At 55.3% G+C, this 18,041-nt stretch carries 19 protein-coding genes and 2 pseudogenes; 10 read left to right on the top strand and 11 right to left on the bottom strand.

Annotated elements, in window-relative coordinates:
* Nucleotides 1–4: 4 nt before the first annotated feature.
* The 5 genes and pseudogenes from PAT9B_RS24950 (at nucleotide 5) to PAT9B_RS24930 (ending at nucleotide 3,890) form a co-directional block, all read left to right on the top strand.
* Nucleotides 5–920: pseudogene (locus tag PAT9B_RS24950) on the top strand (Fe(3+) dicitrate ABC transporter substrate-binding protein).
* Entirely contained in the window at nucleotides 868–1,833 is a 966-nt protein-coding gene (gene fecC, locus PAT9B_RS24945) for an iron-dicitrate ABC transporter permease FecC (protein ID WP_013512074.1), read from the top strand. The pseudogene PAT9B_RS24950 and the gene fecC overlap by 53 nt, the downstream one beginning before the upstream one ends.
* A complete protein-coding gene (fecD, locus tag PAT9B_RS24940; protein ID WP_013512073.1) occupies nucleotides 1,830–2,789 on the top strand; it encodes a Fe(3+) dicitrate ABC transporter permease subunit FecD in 960 nt (319 codons plus the stop codon). Before fecC ends, fecD begins: the two co-directional genes overlap by 4 nt.
* The gene (gene fecE, locus PAT9B_RS24935; RefSeq protein WP_013512072.1) at nucleotides 2,790–3,563 is read left to right on the top strand and encodes a Fe(3+) dicitrate ABC transporter ATP-binding protein FecE; all 774 of its coding nucleotides are present in this window, start codon (nucleotides 2,790–2,792) and stop codon (nucleotides 3,561–3,563) included.
* 111 nt (nucleotides 3,564–3,674) lie between these two features.
* Complete coding sequence (locus PAT9B_RS24930; protein ID WP_013512071.1) at nucleotides 3,675–3,890, top strand: YdgH/BhsA/McbA-like domain containing protein; 216 nt, start codon at nucleotides 3,675–3,677, stop codon at nucleotides 3,888–3,890.
* 62 nt (nucleotides 3,891–3,952) lie between these two features.
* Here the strand turns inward: PAT9B_RS24930 and ompC are convergent.
* Nucleotides 3,953–5,083, bottom strand: a pseudogene (gene ompC, locus PAT9B_RS24925) (porin OmpC).
* A gap of 261 nt (nucleotides 5,084–5,344) precedes the next feature.
* Here ompC and PAT9B_RS24920 point away from each other — a divergent pair.
* Nucleotides 5,345–5,983 carry an SDR family NAD(P)-dependent oxidoreductase gene (locus PAT9B_RS24920; protein ID WP_190274690.1) on the top strand — a complete coding sequence of 213 codons (639 nt, stop codon included), beginning with the start codon at nucleotides 5,345–5,347 and terminating at the stop codon, nucleotides 5,981–5,983.
* Here the strand turns inward: PAT9B_RS24920 and PAT9B_RS24915 are convergent, their stop codons facing one another.
* The 10 genes from PAT9B_RS24915 to PAT9B_RS24870 form a co-directional block, all read right to left on the bottom strand.
* Nucleotides 5,984–6,523: a GNAT family N-acetyltransferase gene (locus PAT9B_RS24915; protein WP_013512069.1), complete on the bottom strand. Its 540-nt coding sequence runs from the start codon at nucleotides 6,521–6,523 to the stop codon at nucleotides 5,984–5,986.
* Nucleotides 6,523–7,785, bottom strand: a complete 1,263-nt coding sequence (locus tag PAT9B_RS24910; RefSeq protein WP_013512068.1) for a type II toxin-antitoxin system HipA family toxin — start codon at nucleotides 7,783–7,785, stop codon at nucleotides 6,523–6,525. Before PAT9B_RS24910 ends, PAT9B_RS24915 begins: the two co-directional genes overlap by 1 nt.
* Complete coding sequence (locus tag PAT9B_RS24905; RefSeq protein ID WP_013512067.1) at nucleotides 7,782–8,096, bottom strand: helix-turn-helix domain-containing protein; 315 nt, start codon at nucleotides 8,094–8,096, stop codon at nucleotides 7,782–7,784. The genes PAT9B_RS24910 and PAT9B_RS24905 overlap by 4 nt, the downstream gene beginning before the upstream one ends.
* Before the next feature lie 172 nt (nucleotides 8,097–8,268).
* A complete protein-coding gene (locus PAT9B_RS24900; RefSeq protein ID WP_013512066.1) occupies nucleotides 8,269–9,210 on the bottom strand; it encodes a threonine/serine dehydratase in 942 nt (313 codons plus the stop codon).
* On the bottom strand, nucleotides 9,210–10,202 hold the full coding sequence (locus PAT9B_RS24895; protein WP_013512065.1) for a succinylglutamate desuccinylase/aspartoacylase family protein: 993 nt from the start codon (nucleotides 10,200–10,202) through the stop codon (nucleotides 9,210–9,212). The genes PAT9B_RS24900 and PAT9B_RS24895 overlap by 1 nt, the downstream gene beginning before the upstream one ends.
* A gap of 2 nt (nucleotides 10,203–10,204) precedes the next feature.
* Entirely contained in the window at nucleotides 10,205–10,990 is a 786-nt protein-coding gene (locus PAT9B_RS24890; RefSeq protein ID WP_013512064.1) for a transporter substrate-binding domain-containing protein, read from the bottom strand.
* An 18-nt stretch (nucleotides 10,991–11,008) separates the two neighbouring features.
* On the bottom strand, nucleotides 11,009–11,737 hold the full coding sequence (locus PAT9B_RS24885) for an amino acid ABC transporter ATP-binding protein (protein ID WP_013512063.1): 729 nt from the start codon (nucleotides 11,735–11,737) through the stop codon (nucleotides 11,009–11,011).
* Nucleotides 11,718–12,374: an amino acid ABC transporter permease gene (locus tag PAT9B_RS24880; RefSeq protein WP_013512062.1), complete on the bottom strand. Its 657-nt coding sequence runs from the start codon at nucleotides 12,372–12,374 to the stop codon at nucleotides 11,718–11,720. Before PAT9B_RS24880 ends, PAT9B_RS24885 begins: the two co-directional genes overlap by 20 nt.
* 2 nt (nucleotides 12,375–12,376) lie before the next feature.
* Nucleotides 12,377–13,039 carry an amino acid ABC transporter permease gene (locus tag PAT9B_RS24875; protein ID WP_013512061.1) on the bottom strand — a complete coding sequence of 221 codons (663 nt, stop codon included), beginning with the start codon at nucleotides 13,037–13,039 and terminating at the stop codon, nucleotides 12,377–12,379.
* On the bottom strand, nucleotides 13,023–13,550 hold the full coding sequence (locus PAT9B_RS24870) for a RidA family protein (protein ID WP_013512060.1): 528 nt from the start codon (nucleotides 13,548–13,550) through the stop codon (nucleotides 13,023–13,025). Before PAT9B_RS24870 ends, PAT9B_RS24875 begins: the two co-directional genes overlap by 17 nt.
* Nucleotides 13,551–13,829: 279 nt before the next feature.
* Here PAT9B_RS24870 and PAT9B_RS24865 point away from each other — a divergent pair, with 279 nt between their 5' ends.
* From PAT9B_RS24865 to PAT9B_RS24850, 4 genes are all read left to right on the top strand, one after another.
* Nucleotides 13,830–14,564: a FadR/GntR family transcriptional regulator gene (locus tag PAT9B_RS24865; protein ID WP_013512059.1), complete on the top strand. Its 735-nt coding sequence runs from the start codon at nucleotides 13,830–13,832 to the stop codon at nucleotides 14,562–14,564.
* 839 nt (nucleotides 14,565–15,403) lie between these two features.
* Nucleotides 15,404–16,405 (top strand): ABC transporter substrate-binding protein, encoded by a 1,002-nt coding sequence (locus PAT9B_RS24860; RefSeq protein ID WP_013512058.1) that lies wholly within the window; start codon nucleotides 15,404–15,406, stop codon nucleotides 16,403–16,405.
* A gap of 17 nt (nucleotides 16,406–16,422) precedes the next feature.
* Nucleotides 16,423–17,268 carry an ABC transporter permease gene (locus tag PAT9B_RS24855; protein ID WP_013512057.1) on the top strand — a complete coding sequence of 282 codons (846 nt, stop codon included), beginning with the start codon at nucleotides 16,423–16,425 and terminating at the stop codon, nucleotides 17,266–17,268.
* Nucleotides 17,268–18,029: an ABC transporter ATP-binding protein gene (locus PAT9B_RS24850; protein WP_013512056.1), complete on the top strand. Its 762-nt coding sequence runs from the start codon at nucleotides 17,268–17,270 to the stop codon at nucleotides 18,027–18,029. Before PAT9B_RS24855 ends, PAT9B_RS24850 begins: the two co-directional genes overlap by 1 nt.
* Nucleotides 18,030–18,041 lie beyond the last annotated feature (12 nt).

Genomic DNA, 18,041 nt, shown 5'->3' with positions numbered 1-18,041 from the left:
CACCATGCGCGTTTTTTTGTTGTTGCTGGCGTTGATGGGACCGGCCAGTGCGGTGACGGTGCAGGATCAGCACGGCACCTTTATCCTAGATCAGGTGCCACAACGGATTGTGGTGCTGGAATTGTCATTTGCGGATGCGCTGGCGGCGGTGGATATCAGCCCGGTGGGGATTGCGGACGATAACGATCCACAACGCTTGCTGCCGGAAGTGCGTGAGCACCTCCGGCCCTGGCAATCCGTCGGGCTGCGTGGGCAGCCCAGTCTGGAAGCCATCAGCGCCTTGCATCCGGATCTGATCATCGCCGACAGCAGTCGTCACAGCGGTGTCTACAGTGCATTGCAGCGTATCGCCCCGGTGTTGTTGTTGCCGTCACGCAATGAAACCTATGCAGAAAATCTCCAGTCGGCGGCCATCATCGGTGAAGTGGTAGGGAAAAAGGCTGAGATGGATCAGCGCCTGGCGTTGCATCGACAACGCATCGCGGCAGCGGCCAAACAGCTGCCGCAGGGTGCGCGGGTGCTGTTTGGCACTTCGCGAGAAAATCAGTTCACGCTGCATTCGCGCGACAGCTACACCGGCGGAGTGTTGACCGCGCTGGGGCTACAGGTGCCAGAACCGATTCAGGGGGCGGCGATGACACCGATCGGCCTCGAAAGCCTGCTGGCGCAGAACCCGGACTGGTTGCTGGTCGCGCACTATCGCCAGGAAAGCATCGTCAAGCGCTGGGAAACCGATCCGCTGTGGGGGATGTTGCATGCGGCGCAGCAACACCATGTCCGCGCTGTCGACAGCAACAGCTGGGCGCGCATGCGTGGCTTGTTTGCGGCAGAAAAAATTTCACGTGACGCCGTCATGTTATTTACACCATGACCCGCTGGATCATCAGTCTGGCGCTGTTGCTCATCGCCTTCTGGTTTAGCCTGATCAGCTTCTCACCGGTGCCGATTGCGCCGCAGTCGGCACTGCATGCGTTGTGCCCGGGACAACCGAGCAACATCGGTGAGGCGTTGATGTTTAATCTGCGGTTGCCGCGCGCCCTGGTGGCGGTGTTGCTCGGAGCGGCACTGGCGCTGGCGGGAGGATTGTTGCAGGCGCTGACCCATAATCCGCTGGCGTCGCCTGGGGTACTGGGGATTAACAGTGGCGCGGCGTTGGCGATTGCGTTGGTGTCAGCTTTTGCTCCACTAAAGCTGGCAGGCTACCCGCTGGCGCTGATTGCTGCCGGCGGTGGGGCGCTCAGTTGGTTGTGCGTCACGTTGGCCGCCGGGACGCGCGAGCGGCAGCGGTTGATCCTCGCCGGTATCGCGCTTTCTGCTTTCTGCATGGCGATGACACGGATTGTGCTGTTGCTGGCGGAAGACCACGCTTACGGCATCCTCACCTGGCTGGCCGGGGGCATCGCCCATGCGCGCTGGCAGGAGGTATGGCAGCTGTTACCGGTGGTGCTGGTGATTGCCCCGCTGGTCTTAACACAAACTCGTGCGCTCAATTTGCTGAGCATGGGCGATGATGCGGCGCACAGCCTCGGCGTCAATATTTTCGCCGTGCGCATCGGGCTGAGTAGCGCGTTGCTGTTATTGGTGGGAGCTTGCGTCAGCGTAGCGGGGCCGTTGGGGTTTATTGGCCTGTTGGTGCCGCATCTGGCGCGAGCCTGGATCGGACACGATCTGCGTTTCATGCTGCCGATGGCGATGCTGATGGGGGCGACGTTATTACTGACGGCAGATATTGCGGCACGCGGGCTGGCATGGCCCGGTGAGTTGCCCGCTGGCGTAGTGTTGGCGCTGGTCGGTGCGCCCGGTTTTCTCTGGCTGGCAAGGAGGCAACCATGATGGCGATGCGTTATCTGCTGCCGCTGGTGCTGTTAATGCTGGCGTTGTGTGCGCTGATCAGCCTGAAACTCGGGGTACAGGAATTGACTTGGTCAACCCTGTGGACGGCCTGGCAACCCAGCAGCGAGGCGCATTTTGTGGTGATGGAATACCGTCTGCCCCGCGTGGTGCTGGCATTATTAGTGGGTGCCGCGCTGGCAGTGTCTGGCGTGTTGGTGCAGGGCATCATCCGTAATCCACTGGCCTCACCCGATATCCTTGGAGTGAACCATGCCGCCAGCCTCGCCTCTTTGCTGGCACTGCTATTGTTGCCTTCCTTCCCGCTGGGATGGTTGCCACTGGTCGCCTTTGGCGGCGGCTGCTTTGCACTGCTGCTGTTGCGCGGGTTGGCAGGGACGTCATCACCGCTGCGGCTGGCGGTGATGGGTGTGGCACTGGCAGCCTGCTTTGCCAGCGTCACCGATTATCTGCTGTTATCACGCCCGCAAGATGTTAACACCGCGCTGCTGTGGCTGACCGGCAGCCTGTGGGGACGTGACTGGCAGATGGTGCTGCTGGCGTTACCGTTACCCGTGTTGCTGCTGATCAGCCTGGCTTGCTGTCGCGATCTTGATCTGCTGGCGTTGGGCGACGATCGTGCGGCCACCCTTGGCGTGTCGCTGCGTCATTTCCAGCGCGGCGTGTTGCTGCTGGGCGTGGCGCTGGCGGCGTTGGCGGTCGCGGTATGTGGGCCGATCAGTTTTATCAGCCTGGTGGTGCCGCATCTGGTGCGACGTCTGGTGGGCGGACGTCATGCCCGCCTGTTGCCGTTTTCCGCATTACTGGGGGCGCTGGTGTTGTTGCTGGCCGATGTGCTGGCGCGGACGCTGTCTCCACCGATGGAGTTGCCTGCCGGTGTGATCACCGCGTTGATCGGCGCTCCCTGGTTTTTCTGGCTACTCATCAGGACACGATAGATGCAACTGAAGGTTGAGAATCTGACGGCGGGTTATGCGGGGAAACGCGTGCTGCAGGATGTCAGTATCCATTTTGCGCCAGGAGAGATCACCGCGCTGCTCGGACCGAATGGCTGTGGTAAGTCGACATTACTTAAAGCGCTGGCACGTTTGCTGGTACCCAGCCAGGGAGAGGTGTGGCTGGCGCAACAACCGCTGGCGCGTTTCTCTTCACGGCAGCTGGCGCAGCACCTGGCGCTGTTGCCGCAGCAACATCTGACGCCGGAAGGGGTCAGCGTGGCGGAGTTGGTGGCTTATGGTCGCCATCCGTGGTTACCGCTGTGGGGGCGCTTATCGGCACAGGATCGGGAACAGGTGCAGTCCGCGATGGTCCGTATGGGCGTGGCGCATCTGGCGCAGCAACGCGTCAGTGATCTCTCCGGTGGCCAGCGGCAGCGCGTGTTTCTGGCGATGCTTGTGGCGCAGGATACGCCGCTTATTCTGCTGGATGAACCCACCACCTGGCTGGATATCAATCACCAGATTGAACTGATGAAACTGATGGGCGAGTTTAAGGCGCAGGGGAAAACGGTGGTAACGGTGCTGCACGACCTTAATCAGGCCAGTCGCTACTGCGACCAACTGGTGCTGCTGGCACAAGGCGCAGTGATCACCCAGGGAACCCCGGCCCAGGTGCTGCAACCGGACGTCCTAAAGCGGGTATTTCAGGTTGATGTGGCGGTGGTGCGCGAGCCGCTGAGTGGCGCATTGATGTGCGTGCATCATGATGGTTAGCATGATCACGATAACTTCACTAATCATCAATCATGAAATGATAACTATGGTTATTATTACTTCCATCGGAGGCACACAGCCTTTCACTCAAACACATGAAGGAATAAGACCATGAAAACCATCAAAGCAATGTCAATCGCCGCTGTCGCCGCTTTTTCACTGATGTCATTTGCCAGCTTTGCGCAGAGCATTTCTGTCACCGCTGATACCCTTGACGGTGCTGAAGCACAAATCGCCGCTCAGGCTGCACAGCATGGTGATCAGTACAAAATCACTGAAGCCAACACCAATAACCGCGTGCATATGACCGCCGAACTGTATAAATAATAAAACGTAGTGTGAATAAAGCCGCCGATTAAGGCGGCTTTTTTTATGGCGCTATCCGCACATCAGAACTGATAAACCAGGCCGACTGCAACGACATCGTCGGTGCTGATACCGGCTGATTCGGTGAACTCGCTGCTGTCGATCAGGTTGATTTTGTAATCAACATAGGCGTTCATATTTTTGTTGAAATTATAGGTCGCACCGATATCGATAAACTTAACCAGATCCTGGCTACCATAGGTGTTGCCATCGCCGGATGCACCAAGGTCTTTAGCACGGGTTTGGTTGTAGCCAACAAACGGCACCAGACCGAAGTCAAAGGTGTATCCCGCATAGGCTTCGAACAGGTCTGATTGGTTGGCATAACCGTAAGCGCCGCCTGAGCTGGAGCCGAAGCGTGAGGCGTTGTAGGCTTTGGTATACATAAACGCCAGATAAATGTTGTTCACATCATATTTCAGCGCTGTGGTGTAGGCTTCCGCACGGGTGCCGTGGCCCATAATGCCGCTGGTCAGGCTGTTTTGTTCATTGGTACGGTCGGCGCTCATGAAGGCACCCGCCAGGCTAAAGCCTGCACCAATATCATAGGATGCTGACATGCCGTAACCGTCGCCATTCTGACGCAGCACATCACGCACGCCCGGCTCACCGCCGCCGCCGTCGTTTTTACCCTGATATTGCAGCGCGAATTTCAGGCCATCCACCAGACCGAAGAAATTGGTGTTGCGATAGGTCGCCATACCATTACCGCGGTTGAACAGGAAGGTGTCTGAGTTGTAGGTCATGCCGTCAAACTCAGGCTGCATATCGGTATAACTCAGGGCATCGTACATGACGCCAGAGTTACGACCGTAATCGAAGGAACCGTAGTCACCATATTTAACCCCGGCGAAACCTTTACGGGTAAACATGGAGTCGGTTTCATTTTCAGACTGGTTAAGATTCCACTGCGCCTGCCAGAATCCGTAACCGGACAGCTAGTCGGTAATTTGCGTTTCACCACGGAAACCAAAACGCATATAAGATTGGTCACCATTCTGGCTGTCATCATTGCTGATATAATTTTCACCAACAACCATGCCATTAATATCTAATTTGTTACCATCTTTGTTATAAACTTCCGCTGCATGTGATGCGTTGGCCATGATGAGACCTGCTATCGCTAAGGATAGCTTTTTAATATGTTTGCTCATTTTATCCCTCGAAAAACACTGCTTATAATATTTAATAATGCGGGAACTTATTTCCGCAGCTGTGGTATGTAACATTCATTTCAAGTTCAGTAAATCTATGTAATTAAAATCCGCACAATAAGGTAAATTAGTTCTATTGGTGTGCAGTCGATCACGGTTTAGCACAGTTTGGTAAATTAAAAGCCGTTACACCTGTGTTATTAGTCTACTCAACTCACATGAATGAGACAGGTTGTGATGGCACTCTGACAGATGAATAAGATGAAATGGATCGTAGCAGGCGCGGAGTCCGGGATGGGTAAGGAAATTGTTGTGCACTTGTTGCAGAGTGGATGCTATATCGCTGCTATTGTTGAAGATTATATTAAGATTGCCGACCTGACCTCCCGCTTTCCGCACCAGTTTGTTGGTGTGGAAATAGCACGTAACGAGAGCCGGGGAATAGCCTCCCATCTTCAAGCCATTATTGACGATTTCGCCAGTGTCGATGGGGTAATATTGTGCGACAGCACCTTGTCAACAAAACCCGTGGAAGAGATGATGGCTGATGAAATCATTTCATCTGTCACGTTCGGGCTCACGAATCCATTACTGCTGATACGTGAGATTATTCCATATTTCAGATATAAAAACCGCGGGAGGCTGATCCTGGTATCCTCGGGTCATGATAAGCAATCATCGCCGGACATTTCGGTGAATTATGCTATCAGCAGGGGAGTGGAGAGTCTTTTTTCATCATTGACGGATGATCTTTCCGCGTTTGGCATCGAAACATCGGTTATTAATTTTAATGCCGAAGATTATGTTGCTTCATTGGCAGATAAAAATAACGGGGCGACGTCTTCGATGGCCGAATGTATTTCGAGTGAAATCACGCCTGCCCGTTTGTTGATTTGTTAATTAATCTGCGTGCGTTATTATTCTGTCATGCGGATGAGACATACTAAATTGCCAGTCGCTGTGCCAGCGATTTCTTAACCAATAACTTTGCGGGATTTCGGCCTCCAGAATAAATCCGGCTTTTTCCAGCAAGCGACGGGAAGGGAGGTTGCCAGCGGTGACGGTCGCAATCAGGCGGTTAATCCCGCCCGTGGTAAACGCATAGTCGCACAACGCCAGCAGTGATTCTGCGGCGTAGCCTTTGCCCTGAGCTTCAGGGGCGAACAGAAAACCCACCTCAGCACAATGGTGATCATGATGGATATAGCCCGTTACGCCAAAGGGTTCGCCGCTCAACCTGTCGCGCACCATCAGACATAACCAGTGCTGACTCTGCGGCGACCAGAGTGGTAGGCGCGTCTCAAACGAGGCGCGAATTTCCTCCTCGGTTTTGGCATCAGAGACGTAGTACAGCACGTGCGGAGAGGTCAGCAGGCGGTGATAAAAATCCCAGTCTGCGGCTGTTATTTGTGCGCAGGTGAGGCGGGGAGTGGTAAACATTAACCCAGTGCTCTGATGTTGGCGTTGATCTTATCCGCTGTCGCTTGAATCACGTTGGCGGGGATGGCACCGCCCAACGCCTGTGCCGTTGGCACAAACATCGCGGCGACGTCGCTGACTTCTTCAATAATGCGTTGCAGGGTCTTGTCCGCAATATCGGCGGATGCTGCGGCTTTTAATAAGGCTTTCCGGCTGATATCCCGACCATAACCCGCCACCGAGGTCTGATGTTGACCACCTGGCCCCATTTGCAGGGTCAGATCGTAGGCGGGGGAGACCTGCCATTCTTCCTGCTGGTTCAGGACAAAGGCAAAGTTTTTGGCGTGATCATCCTGGTTATTCATGATGACATTGAACACCATACGGCGCGCCTGAATTTCACGCTCCACCATCGAGCGGGTGATCATGCCGGTCGCCTGCAATATATCGCTGTAGTCGAGACAGGGCAGGCGGAAATCCGCCTGCAGCGCACCTGCCATGCTCAGTACCGGCACACGTAGACCGGCGTGACGATCAAAGCGTTTCACGCCGAAAGCAGATAAACCGTTGCCCAAATCAAACCAGCGGCTGTCAGGGAAATCGATGCCCGCTTGCCGCGCCAGCCGGGCATACACTTCTTCCAAGGCACACACCCATACCCCCTCCTGGGCCGCAGGGAATTTGATCAACCAGGGATGGCTACCCGCGAAGGCTTGGGCGGCAATATGACCCGTAACCGGGTCGAACTCCACCAGCACTTTGGGGCGTGCACCGTGTGGCGAACCGCCCAGCCTGACCAGCTCCGGTAGCACCTCAGAATCCTGGCCAGCAACTTCAATCTTGATTTGTTCGGCGAGGACAATCAGATCATCAATATGCTGGTGCTGCTGCTCCGGCATGTCGAGCAACGGGCGATAGGTGAGTGCGCCCATGGTGTTATCACCTAACATTGCCAGTCGATCCAGCACCGACAAGGCGGCAGGTTCGATATTATTGCGTCGTAACAGGCGATCCATCAGCAACCGGCCCCAGCCATCGGGCAACGAGTCGGCTATAAAACCGGGGATGCCTTCCTGATGACGTTCAAAGTCGGCATAGGTGGTGCTGACCGGCGGATGCAGCAGCGGCGACAATTCAATGCCACGGTCAATGCTTTCGGCTGAATATTCAAACAGCCATTGCCCGCGATCTCTGCCAGCCGCCAGGATACCCAGCGGAAAGTGATCGCCCCAGCCCTGATAGATAATTTCCAGCCGCTGCAGAGGTTGATAGCTTTTTGTCATGGTTCTTTCCTCTTGCGTTGAGTCGCACGTTGCCGGGTCGGCTGCTTCAGCGCTTCAACCTGCGCGATACTCAACGCCGGTGCGACAAACAGCCCGCTCATCTCTTTTTCGAGTCGCAAGGCAAAAACCACTTTCATAAAATTTTCCAGCGTGGCTTTACCGTCATTCTCCAGCTTCTTCAGGGCGGAAACCGAGATCCCGGCTTTTGCTGCCAGATCCTTTTGCAGCATATTGCGGCGTAGGCGGTGATCTTTCAGCCGTTGACCCAACTCAGAGAGCAGTCTGGCTTCAGAATAAAGATTAAGGGCCATAAATAAAGCTCCTGATGCTAATTTTTATGCATAAAGGATGATTTTGAATCTCTTATCCTATCACGTAAATGAGCAACGGAGGGAAATATGGTAGAACCAGACGGATAAGGATAAGGGCTTCATATGAAGTCCATGGTTGTTTTTTTACCTTGTAAGGGACTCAATTGAACTCTTAAATACCATTGGTTCCGCTACCACACAACACCACGGCGACTTTCTCGTCTGCGTTGAGGGTAAACAGCTGACGCGTCACCGCCGCCACGGCCGTTGCCGCGCCCAGTTCAATCGCCAGCCCGGTGGCTGCCCAGACTTCACGGGCCGATGCTTCGACCTGATCTTCCGGCACCAGTACGGTCTCATCAACGTACTGTTCCACCAACGCAAAGTTAATCGCTTCAGTAGAACGGGCCGCCAGGATCGGCACAATGGTTTTCACCTGCTCCAGTTTGACGATCTGTTGCTGTTGCCGGCTGGTCCACATCATCGGGCAACCTGCTGCCTCCACACCGATAATACGAATGCCCGGTTTCAGCAATTTTGCCGCCTGTGCCACCCCGGCAATCAGGCCGCCGCCGCCGATCGACACCACCAGCGTTTCCACCTCTGGCCACTGTTCGAGGATCTCCAGCGCCATCGTGCCCTGGCCGATAATCACATCGCGATCCGCGTAGGGATGCAGCAGAGTACCACCGGTTTCCTTAATACGTGCACCCGCCGCATCCCAGCTCTGATCCCAGAAATCGCCTTCCACCGTCAGTGTTGCCCCATAGCTTTCGATACGCTGGCGTGTCAGCTCGGTACTGGTGTTCATGACAAACACGTCAGCGGGCAGAGCCAGTTGCTGGCCGACATAAGCGACCGCAGCACCAAAATTTCCGCCTGACGCGGTGGCCAGCCCTTGCTGGCGAACGTTTTGTGGCAGGTTAAGCACCCGGTTAAAAGCACCGCGCGACTTAAACGAGCCGGTCACCTGTGAACATTCCGCTTTCAGACGCAGTTCAATGCCGGGCACCGGTTGCCATGGGGCGGCTTCCACCAGCGGCGTTTTACGCACCCACGGACGCACACGCTCCAGCGCGGCAAGATAATCATTGACGTTAATATCCTCGATCATCACTTTACATCCTGTACCAGCACCGCGAGGCTGTTGCCCTGCGCGGTGGCACCAAAAGTGCGTTGTGAATAAATCTGTCCGCCGGTGGTGAAATGTACCGCCTGCGGCTGTGCAGTGGGTTCGGTAAGACGGTGCAGCCAGCCCGCCAGTTCACCGGCGCTGACCTGATCACCAATGTTATGCAAGGGCTCAAACCAACCATCTCCCGGCGACAGCAGATTGCCACCCGCCGGGATAAACACCTGCTGCGATGCTTCAGCGGGTGGCGTCTCCGATGTGATCAGACCGAGATGATTGAGGACGCGAGCCACGGCGGCGCGGGTGCGTGTCACCCCGCGGGGTGACACGCTGCCGTTCCAGCCCATCTCTGCCGCAATCGCCGGTAAGCCGAGGTTAGCCGCTGCACCACAGCTGGTACGCGGATCGCCCATATTGTTGGTGACCACCGTCAATGTGGCAGCAAAGGCGCGTGCCATCGCTTCGCTTTGTTCACGCACCTGCGGGCTGAGTTCATCAGTCACCACCACCTGCGCGCTCTCTTCAATAAACAGTGAGCTGCCGCCGCTGTGCAGATCGAGGTAGAAATCACACAGCGGGAAGATGGCATCGTGAATCCAGGCGGCGATCTGTTCGGTGGGTGTGCCCCAGGGGTTACCGGGGAACACGCGTGCCAGATTTTTATTATCAAGTGGGCTGACGCGCATTGAGGCCCGTACCGCAGGCGTGTTGGCGCAGGGCAGCAGGATCAGACGCCCCTGAAGCTGATCCGCCGTCAGATCGCGGATCAATTCATTGATAATAATCGGCCCTTCATACTCATCGCCGTGGATCCCTCCGGTGATCAACATCGTTGGCCCACTGCCATTCGCGATCACCGCCAACGGCATGGCAATGGTACCCCAGGCGTCGTTATGCGCTGACAGTGGCAGATGTGCAAATCCCACCTGTTTACCCTGCCGGTTAAAATCGATCTCACTGAACACTATCGACATGATTACTGCTCCGTTTTCAGATCGTTTTGCGCATCGTTAAACCATTTCTGGCGCAGCGCAGGCAGCTCGCCGTCCTGGGTGCTTTTGTCGATAAACTGGTTAATGGCGGCCATCAGCTCGGGCTGGCCGGGACGGATGGCAATATAAGCCGGGCTTTTACGCAGCAGATATTTCAGTTCGATATGTTTCGCTGGGTTTTCCTGCGCGACTTTCTGCGCAATCAGATTGTTTTCGGCGAACATCGGTGCCTGACCGGATAAAAAGGCGCTGACTGCCGAGGCGGTATCTTCGAGGCGCAGATAGTTGCCCTGGGGGTTCTGGTCGCTGAGCGTCAGATCCGGAGTGGAGCCTTTTGGCACAGCGATGGTGGCATTGCTCAGATCGCTCAGTTTGGTGACTTTTTTCACGTCACTGCCGCCATACACGCCGAGATACACCGCCGCGTAAGGTTCAGAGAAGTTCACCAGTTTGGCGCGTTCCGGGCTGGAGCCGAGTGCGGCGATCAGTACGTCTACTTTGCGTGACATCAGATAAGGGATGCGGTTGGCCCCGGTGACCTGCTGCAATTGCAGTTTGACCCCCATGTTATCGGCCAGTTTCTGCGCCAAATCCACATCCAGCCCGGTGGGTTTACCGGCGGCATCAGTGAAGCCCCAGGGAGCGGCATCAACGGTGGTGGCTACTCGCAGTACGCCACGAGATTTAATGTCATCGAGTGAGTTGGCCTGCGCCAAAAACGGCAGGGCACACAGCGCCACCAGCGCCAGGGTTTTACCAATTGTTTTCATGCCTATTCTCCGGTGTCGTTAAACGGGGGTTTGTACAAAGCGTTGTAATTCCGGGGTGCGTGGCGCACCAAAAATCTCGGCAGGCGGGCCGCTTTCCCAGACCTCGCCCTGATGCATAAAAATCACCTTGCTGGATACCTTGCGGGCAAACGCCATCTCATGCGTCACCGCAATCATTGTCATGCCTTCCTTTGCCAGGTCTTCCATTACCCGTAGCACTTCACCCACCAGTTCCGGGTCGAGTGCCGACGTGGCTTCATCGAATAACATCACTTCCGGCGACATTGCCAGTGCGCGGGCAATAGCCACACGCTGCTGCTGGCCGCCAGACAGAGAGGAGGGAAACGCATCGCGCTTTTGTCCCAACCCGACCTGTTCCAGCAGGCGTTTTGCCAGCGCGGGCGCTTCGGCTTTGGTGATACGACGCGTCAACAACGGTGCCAGGGTAACGTTTTCGGCCGCCGTTAAATGAGGAAACAGGTTAAAGCTCTGAAACACCATGCCGACGTTCTGGCGCAGCTTCTGCAACTCCGCTGGCGAACCACCGACGGGCAGACCGCCGACGTGAATGGTGCCGCTGTCCGGTTTTTCCAGACCATTAATGCAGCGCAGCAATGTGCTTTTGCCCGAGCCACTTTTGCCGATAATGGTGACGATATCGCCGCGATCGACATGGGTGGTGATGCCGCGCAGCACCTCGTTGGGTCCAAAACTTTTTCTGATTGCATCAATGACGACCAGCGACATGGAAACGTGCCTCCAGGTGAAGGGAGAGACGCGCTAGCGGAAAGCACAGCGCGAAATAACAGAGCGCAACCAACAGATAAATCAGCAGCGGTTGCAGCGTGGATCCGCTGACAATCTGCCCGGATCGGGTCAGCTCTACGAAGCCCACCAGCGCCGCCAGTGAGGTGTTTTTAATCAACTGTACGGAAAACCCGACGGTCGGTGGCAGCGACAGGCGCAACGCCTGCGGCAGGATCACGGTACGCAGCATTTGCAGCCGTGAGATTCCCAGTGACAACGAGGCTTCCCATTGTCCTTTGGGCACGGCCATGATGCTGCCACGCCAAATCTCACCGAGAAATGCCCCGGCGGAGAGCGAAAAAGCGACCAGCGCTGCGGTAAAGGAGCTGACGTCAATGCCGAGGAACACCGGCATACCGAAGAACAGCAGGAACAACATGCCAAGCAGGGGGATGCCCTGAACCAATTCGACGTAAAACCACGCCACGGCCTGCAACCCACGCTGATGAGAAGTCCGTGCGACTGCCACCAGTAACCCGATTACCGCACCGCAGGCAAAGGTGCAGAGCGCCAGCAACAGGGTCCAGCGCAACGCACTGATGATCATCCAGATGTCGTGTATAGAGATGCCGCGCATGGTTACCTCCGCGCCTGAAAGCGATACCACACCATGCGCAACAGCACCTTCATCAGGCTGACGGCGAAGAAATACAGGCCGCAAATCAGCAGATAAATTTCAAAGCTGCGAAAGGTGCGCGAGTCAACAAAGCTGCCGCTGTGGAAGATCTCTTCTACGCCGATTTGTGAAATCAGACTGGTGCCAATCAGCGTCAGTACCATCTGGCTGGCGAGCGCCGGGAAGACGTTCTGCATGGCCGGGAGAGTCAGCACATAACGGATAATCTGGCGCTTGGACAGACCAAGCGCTTCACCGGCCTCGCTTAAACCGCGTGGTAGCGAGACCAATCCAGCGCGCAGGATCTCCGTCATATAAGCACCGCAATACAACGACAGCGCGATGATCCCGGCCACCGGTGGTGAGAGATGCAATCCGAGGCTGGGTAACCCGAAATAGATCAGAAACAATTGCACCAGCGACGGCGTGTTGCGAAAAAACTCCACATAGCAGCGCACCAGTCGCCGCCAGCCCGGGCGGGCATAAACCAGCGTCAATGCGCCGATCGCACCGATACTCAACCCAAACAGAATCGACAACAGGGCATAGAGAGCGGTTTCCATCAGTCCCTTTGCCAACACAGCGCTGTAAGGCAGCAGAGAAGCAAAATCAAAGACGTAATCCATCGGCGACCGCCTCCTGAAGTTCGAGAATGGCTTCGATCTCTACCGTCTGGTTTTGCGGCAGCGATCCGGCACCGATCGCGGAACGTGCTCCACGTCCAATCTGTTCGCCAAAAACCTGCACAAACAGATCGGAACAACCGTTGATCACCTGAGGATGCTGCCGGAAGGTATCCTGTGCGTTGACCCAGCCCAGCAACTTGACCACGCTTTTGACGGCACCGAGATCGCCGGTGGCCTGGCGGGCGACGGCGAGCAAGTTAAGACCGGTCAACCGTGCGTGGTGATAGGCATCCTCCACGCTGACCTCATCGCCGACTTTGCCGGTGTGCAGATAACCATTGGCCTCCAGCGGTCCCTGGCCGGAGAGATAAAGAAAGTTGCCGAACACTCGCCAGGTGACAAAATTAGCCACGGGCATTGGCACGGGGGGCAGCTCAATCCCCAACGCGTGCAAATGGTCGCTTAGGCGGCAATCAGTGGGGGATAATGGCGTTGCAACGAAGGTGTTCATTTTTTGCCCTACAGGGAGTTTTTCGGCATTATGACCACGCTGGTTTTTATTGGTCAACCATAATGGTCGACCAATAAGCAAGTTGTATGACCGGGTTGTGAGAGGGCTCACGTTAAAACGCAAAATCAGCGGAAGAAGGGGATAAGCAAAGGATCTGACAAGGAAATTAGCGTGTTAAACGGATTAATCGCCACTCGCCGTGACCGCGAACTCAGGCTATAATCGCCGCCAGTTGACCAAATTGGTTAGCCATTTGCAGATATTTTCCAGGAGTCGCGGATGAACAGCACTGATGACATCTCCCAACGTATTGTCGGGCATGATAAAACCGCCGCAGTGAGCGTCTATCGCTCGATTATGGAGGCCATCCGTGAGGGTGACTTAAAAGCGGGAGATAAATTGCCTAACGAGCGTGAACTGGCACGTCGCTTTGCAACGTCGCGTAGCACCATCCGTAATGTGCTGGCGATGATGTCGACGCAGGGATTAGTCACGCGCAAGGTGGGAAGCGGTTCGTATCTGTCGGAGAATCTGAATCAGCAGTTGAGTGACACCGACCGACCCGTGGCGGCGTGGCACAAAGAGGTGCCGACCTACAGCGAAATCCTTGAAGGTCGCCTGTTGTTCGAACCGATGATGATGACGCTGGTGACGGTACGAGCCACCGAAGACGACTTCGCCAAAATGCGCCACCATTTGCAGGGTATTCGTGAAGCACAGGAATGGTTGCAGTACAAAGAGCATATCTATGCGGTGCATCAGGCGATGTTTGCCGCCACCCGCAATCGCTTCCTGATTCAGATCTTCGATAACGTCATCGCTGACCGCCGCGCGGTACAGTATGACGGGCAGCATTCGTTGCACTCTGCGGTGAGTGACATCGTGCGCGAACAGACATTGCGTGAATTGACCCCCCTGGTCGAGGCTCTGGAAGCACGGGATGGCAAGCTGGCCCAGAAGCGGGCGGATGATTACTTTACCCGTATCCTCGCATCATTAAGTGTTTATGGGTAAATGCTGTCAGGTCAGTTGCATACCATAGCTAGGCGATGAATTGAGCAGCCGTGTGTGCGAAATGCGACATTAAGAGAAGGAGGTCTGAGTGCCTGACTGACCACAGGGAAACGGGGGGTAAATCCCGTCGAGGTGACATCGGGTTTCAAAGCGCTAAACACCATTCAACAAGCGACCTCCACTACTCCGGTTCGAAATCGAACCTTATAGAGATTTTTCGGCATGACCAGAATGACCCGGGCCACAATGATGAAGACTTTCTTCGTCATTTTTTCCCTGAACCTCCTTGCCTTGCGGCATGCGGGAAGCTACCTTTTATCTTGTCTAGACATAAGTGCAGCCTCAGGTCGATGGATGATCTCCTGAGGCTCTTTCGTTTCCGCCGTCAGCAACAGCATACTTAAGACAGAAAGTCTTAAGCGCCCACCGCGAGAACATGTTTTTTGTCTCCTGAACATTATTTCTGCGAAAAAGTAATGGGTAAGCGTAGAAACACAAAATAAAGTCAATTTTTTATTTTAAAATCAGTTCGTTGATTTTTTTATAAAACTGACTTTTTAGATTTCTTCTGAGATTTTTGATTTATCCCCTATCTACACTGCAATACAAAAATTCCCCCCACGTATGACGGAATTACGGCGCTATCACTAGCATTGCTATCGAATCCATTTGTTCTGACTGAAAACTGTGCAATGCTCTTCGCTGGTGCGCAACTTTCGTGCAACATCTCGCAATGGTCCTGCTGTAGCGGGCTGTAATCCTGGCACTTAATTTGCTTGCAGTTGTATATACATGCTCTGACAACAATCACTCTTAACTTTTACCAGAAGGAAATCAGCATGCTATCTCTGCGTACGTTGAAAACGACCCTTGCGGCGGCCTGTTGTTTTGGTTTGATCGCGTCTGCCAGCAGCCTGGCAGCACCAGCACCAGCACCAGCGCCGGAAGCGGGCACGTTAAAGATGGGGGTTGAACCTTGGTTGGGATACGGTCAGTGGCATGTTGCCACAGCACACAACCTGTATAAGCAGCAGGGACTCGACAACGTTGAAGTTATCAACTTCGCGGAAGATAAGGATATTAATGCCGCGCTGGCGAGTGGTCAGATTGATGCCGCCAACATTGCTACCCACACCGCCATGGGCATGATCTCCGCCGGACTGCCGGTCAAAGTGGTCCTGTTGCTGGATCGCAGCCAGACCGCCGATGCCATGCTGGTTTCCAAAGATGTGACCTCGTTAAAAGACCTGAAAGGCAAGCAGGTAGCCTATGAAGAAGGAACCACCAGCGACATTCTGTTGCGTAGCGCACTGGCTAAGGCGGGCCTGAAATACAGCGATATCAAACCGGTGCCGATGCCCGCTTCATCTGCCGGTAGCGCGTTGATCGCCAAACGTGTACCGGTGGCAGTGACCTATGAACCTTATCTTTCGGTGGCGATGAAGGGTGATCCCAGCCTGAAGATGCTCTACAGCGGTGCATCCGATCCGGGCTTGATCAGTGACGTACTGGTGGTACGTGACGATGTGATCAAAAACAAACCGGGTCAGATTGCTGCCCTGATTAAAACCTGGGATGCTGCAGTTGCGCATTATCAGGCCAACACGCCTGCCGATCGCGCCATCATCGCCAAAGCGGTGGGGGCCAGCGTTGAAGATCTCAACACCGCGTTTGATGGCGTGAAATATTACACCCTGGCGGAGAATAAAGCGGCACTGGGCGGCGAATACAGCACCACCACCTTCCCGCATGTCCTGAAAGCCGCCACCGAAGCCGGGATTATTACCCAACCGGTAACACCTGCGCAGGTGATTGACGCCAGCTTCGTTAACGCACAGTAATCCTCCCCGGAGGCGTAATGAGTTCTTTAAAACTGGATGCCGTCAACCGGCCATCTCGTCCGCGTCGACGTCGCTGGTCGCTACTCACCATTGGCCGTGCCCCCTCGCGGGGGCAGTTTCTCAGCATTGCCATCATGGTGTTTGCGGTGTTGCTGCTCAGCTGGTGGCTTGCGACCCGGAACGGATCGATCCCGGCGATTTTCCTACCAGGTCTCGATCAGGTCTGGCTACGTATGGTGCGCCTGGCCGCTGACGGCACGCTGTGGAGCGATGTGCAAAGCAGCCTGTACCGTATCGCGATTGCTTTTGTTATCTCCTCGCTGATGTCGATTGTGATCGGGGTGATGGCCGGGTGTTATGGCCTGTTCAAAGCGATTTTTGAACCTCTTGTCGATTTTATCCGCTATATGCCGGTGGTGGCGTTTGTGCCGCTGACCATTCTGTGGACCGGCACCGACGATGTGCAGAAATTTTTAGTGATCTGGATCGGCACCTTTTTCCAGCAGGTGTTGATGATGATGGATGCCGTGAAACGCGTGCCGGTGGATTTTATCGGTCTGGGACGCACCCTCGGCATGCCCGATCGCAAAATCCTGCTGCGTATCGTGTTACCCGCCGCGCTGCCTGCCATATGGGATGCATTACGTATCAGCCTCGGCTGGGCGTGGACCTGGCTGGTGCTGGCCGAGCTGGTGGCCTCCACCTCCGGCCTCGGCTATCGCATCGTGGTGTCCCAGCGCTATTTCCAGACTGACACCATTATCGGCTACATCCTGTTGCTGGGATTGTTAGGGCTAATTACCGACCAACTGATGCGCGCGGCTGAACGCGTGTTGTTCCGCTATAACCGGAGGCGCTCCTGATGGCCACGCTGACTTTGTCAAAACTGGAAAAAAGCTTCCCACTGGGCAAAACCCAACGCCGGGTGCTGCACGGTATTGATTTAACCCTGCATGAAAACGAGTTTGTGTCGATTGTCGGGGCATCCGGCTGCGGCAAAAGCACCTTGCTGTCAATTGCCGCCGGGTTAGAGGAATTTGAAGGCGGTGACGTGCTGGTGGATGGGCGATCCATCACCGGACCGGGGCTGGATCGCGGCGTGGTGTTTCAATCCTACACTTTGCTGCCGTGGTTAACCGCGCGGCAAAACATTGAATTCGCGCTGAAAGCGGCGGGCACCCCCGCGAAGCAGTGCCGCGACATCGCGCAACAACATCTCGAACTGGTCAGGCTGGACAATGCCGGGGACCGTTGGCCGGGTGAACTTTCCGGTGGTATGAAGCAGCGCGTAGCGATTGCGCGTGCACTGTCGTATCGGCCGAAAATTCTGCTGATGGACGAACCCTTTGGGGCGCTGGATGCCATGACCCGACATCAGATGCAGCAGTTGCTGATTGAAATCTGGGAAAAACATCGTCTGACGGTGATGTTTGTCACCCACGACATTGAAGAAGCGGTGTGGCTTTCTGACCGCATCGTGGTGATGGGACAGGGCGTCATTGACAGCACCTTCCCGGTGAATCTTCCCCGACCACGACACGAAGAAATGAGCCGCGATTCCGAGTTCATTGACCTGCAGCACCGGGTGTTGTCACGCATTCGCCAGCCCCTCGCGACCCACTGATTAAAGGAAACC

It is taken from the genome of Pantoea sp. At-9b, from assembly GCF_000175935.2.
Classification (GTDB): Bacteria; Pseudomonadota; Gammaproteobacteria; order Enterobacterales; family Enterobacteriaceae; genus Pantoea.
This window is presented reverse-complemented; position numbering and strand designations above follow the sequence as displayed.

Excerpts from the sequence above, each read along its gene's own strand:
- fecC (WP_013512074.1), top strand. The coding sequence starts at position 868 with ATGACCCGCTGGATCATCAGTCTGGCGCTGTTGCTCATCGCCTTCTGG.
- fecD (WP_013512073.1), top strand. The coding sequence starts at position 1,830 with ATGATGGCGATGCGTTATCTGCTGCCGCTGGTGCTGTTAATGCTGGCG.
- fecE (WP_013512072.1), top strand. The coding sequence starts at position 2,790 with ATGCAACTGAAGGTTGAGAATCTGACGGCGGGTTATGCGGGGAAACGC.
- PAT9B_RS24930 (WP_013512071.1), top strand. The coding sequence starts at position 3,675 with ATGAAAACCATCAAAGCAATGTCAATCGCCGCTGTCGCCGCTTTTTCA.
- PAT9B_RS24920 (WP_190274690.1), top strand. The coding sequence starts at position 5,345 with ATGAAATGGATCGTAGCAGGCGCGGAGTCCGGGATGGGTAAGGAAATT.
- PAT9B_RS24915 (WP_013512069.1), bottom strand. The coding sequence starts at position 6,523 with ATGTTTACCACTCCCCGCCTCACCTGCGCACAAATAACAGCCGCAGAC.
- PAT9B_RS24910 (WP_013512068.1), bottom strand. The coding sequence starts at position 7,785 with ATGACAAAAAGCTATCAACCTCTGCAGCGGCTGGAAATTATCTATCAG.
- PAT9B_RS24905 (WP_013512067.1), bottom strand. The coding sequence starts at position 8,096 with ATGGCCCTTAATCTTTATTCTGAAGCCAGACTGCTCTCTGAGTTGGGT.
- PAT9B_RS24900 (WP_013512066.1), bottom strand. The coding sequence starts at position 9,210 with ATGATCGAGGATATTAACGTCAATGATTATCTTGCCGCGCTGGAGCGT.
- PAT9B_RS24895 (WP_013512065.1), bottom strand. The coding sequence starts at position 10,202 with ATGTCGATAGTGTTCAGTGAGATCGATTTTAACCGGCAGGGTAAACAG.
- PAT9B_RS24890 (WP_013512064.1), bottom strand. The coding sequence starts at position 10,990 with ATGAAAACAATTGGTAAAACCCTGGCGCTGGTGGCGCTGTGTGCCCTG.
- PAT9B_RS24885 (WP_013512063.1), bottom strand. The coding sequence starts at position 11,737 with ATGTCGCTGGTCGTCATTGATGCAATCAGAAAAAGTTTTGGACCCAAC.
- PAT9B_RS24880 (WP_013512062.1), bottom strand. The coding sequence starts at position 12,374 with ATGCGCGGCATCTCTATACACGACATCTGGATGATCATCAGTGCGTTG.
- PAT9B_RS24875 (WP_013512061.1), bottom strand. The coding sequence starts at position 13,039 with ATGGATTACGTCTTTGATTTTGCTTCTCTGCTGCCTTACAGCGCTGTG.
- PAT9B_RS24870 (WP_013512060.1), bottom strand. The coding sequence starts at position 13,550 with ATGAACACCTTCGTTGCAACGCCATTATCCCCCACTGATTGCCGCCTA.
- PAT9B_RS24865 (WP_013512059.1), top strand. The coding sequence starts at position 13,830 with ATGAACAGCACTGATGACATCTCCCAACGTATTGTCGGGCATGATAAA.
- PAT9B_RS24860 (WP_013512058.1), top strand. The coding sequence starts at position 15,404 with ATGCTATCTCTGCGTACGTTGAAAACGACCCTTGCGGCGGCCTGTTGT.
- PAT9B_RS24855 (WP_013512057.1), top strand. The coding sequence starts at position 16,423 with ATGAGTTCTTTAAAACTGGATGCCGTCAACCGGCCATCTCGTCCGCGT.
- PAT9B_RS24850 (WP_013512056.1), top strand. The coding sequence starts at position 17,268 with ATGGCCACGCTGACTTTGTCAAAACTGGAAAAAAGCTTCCCACTGGGC.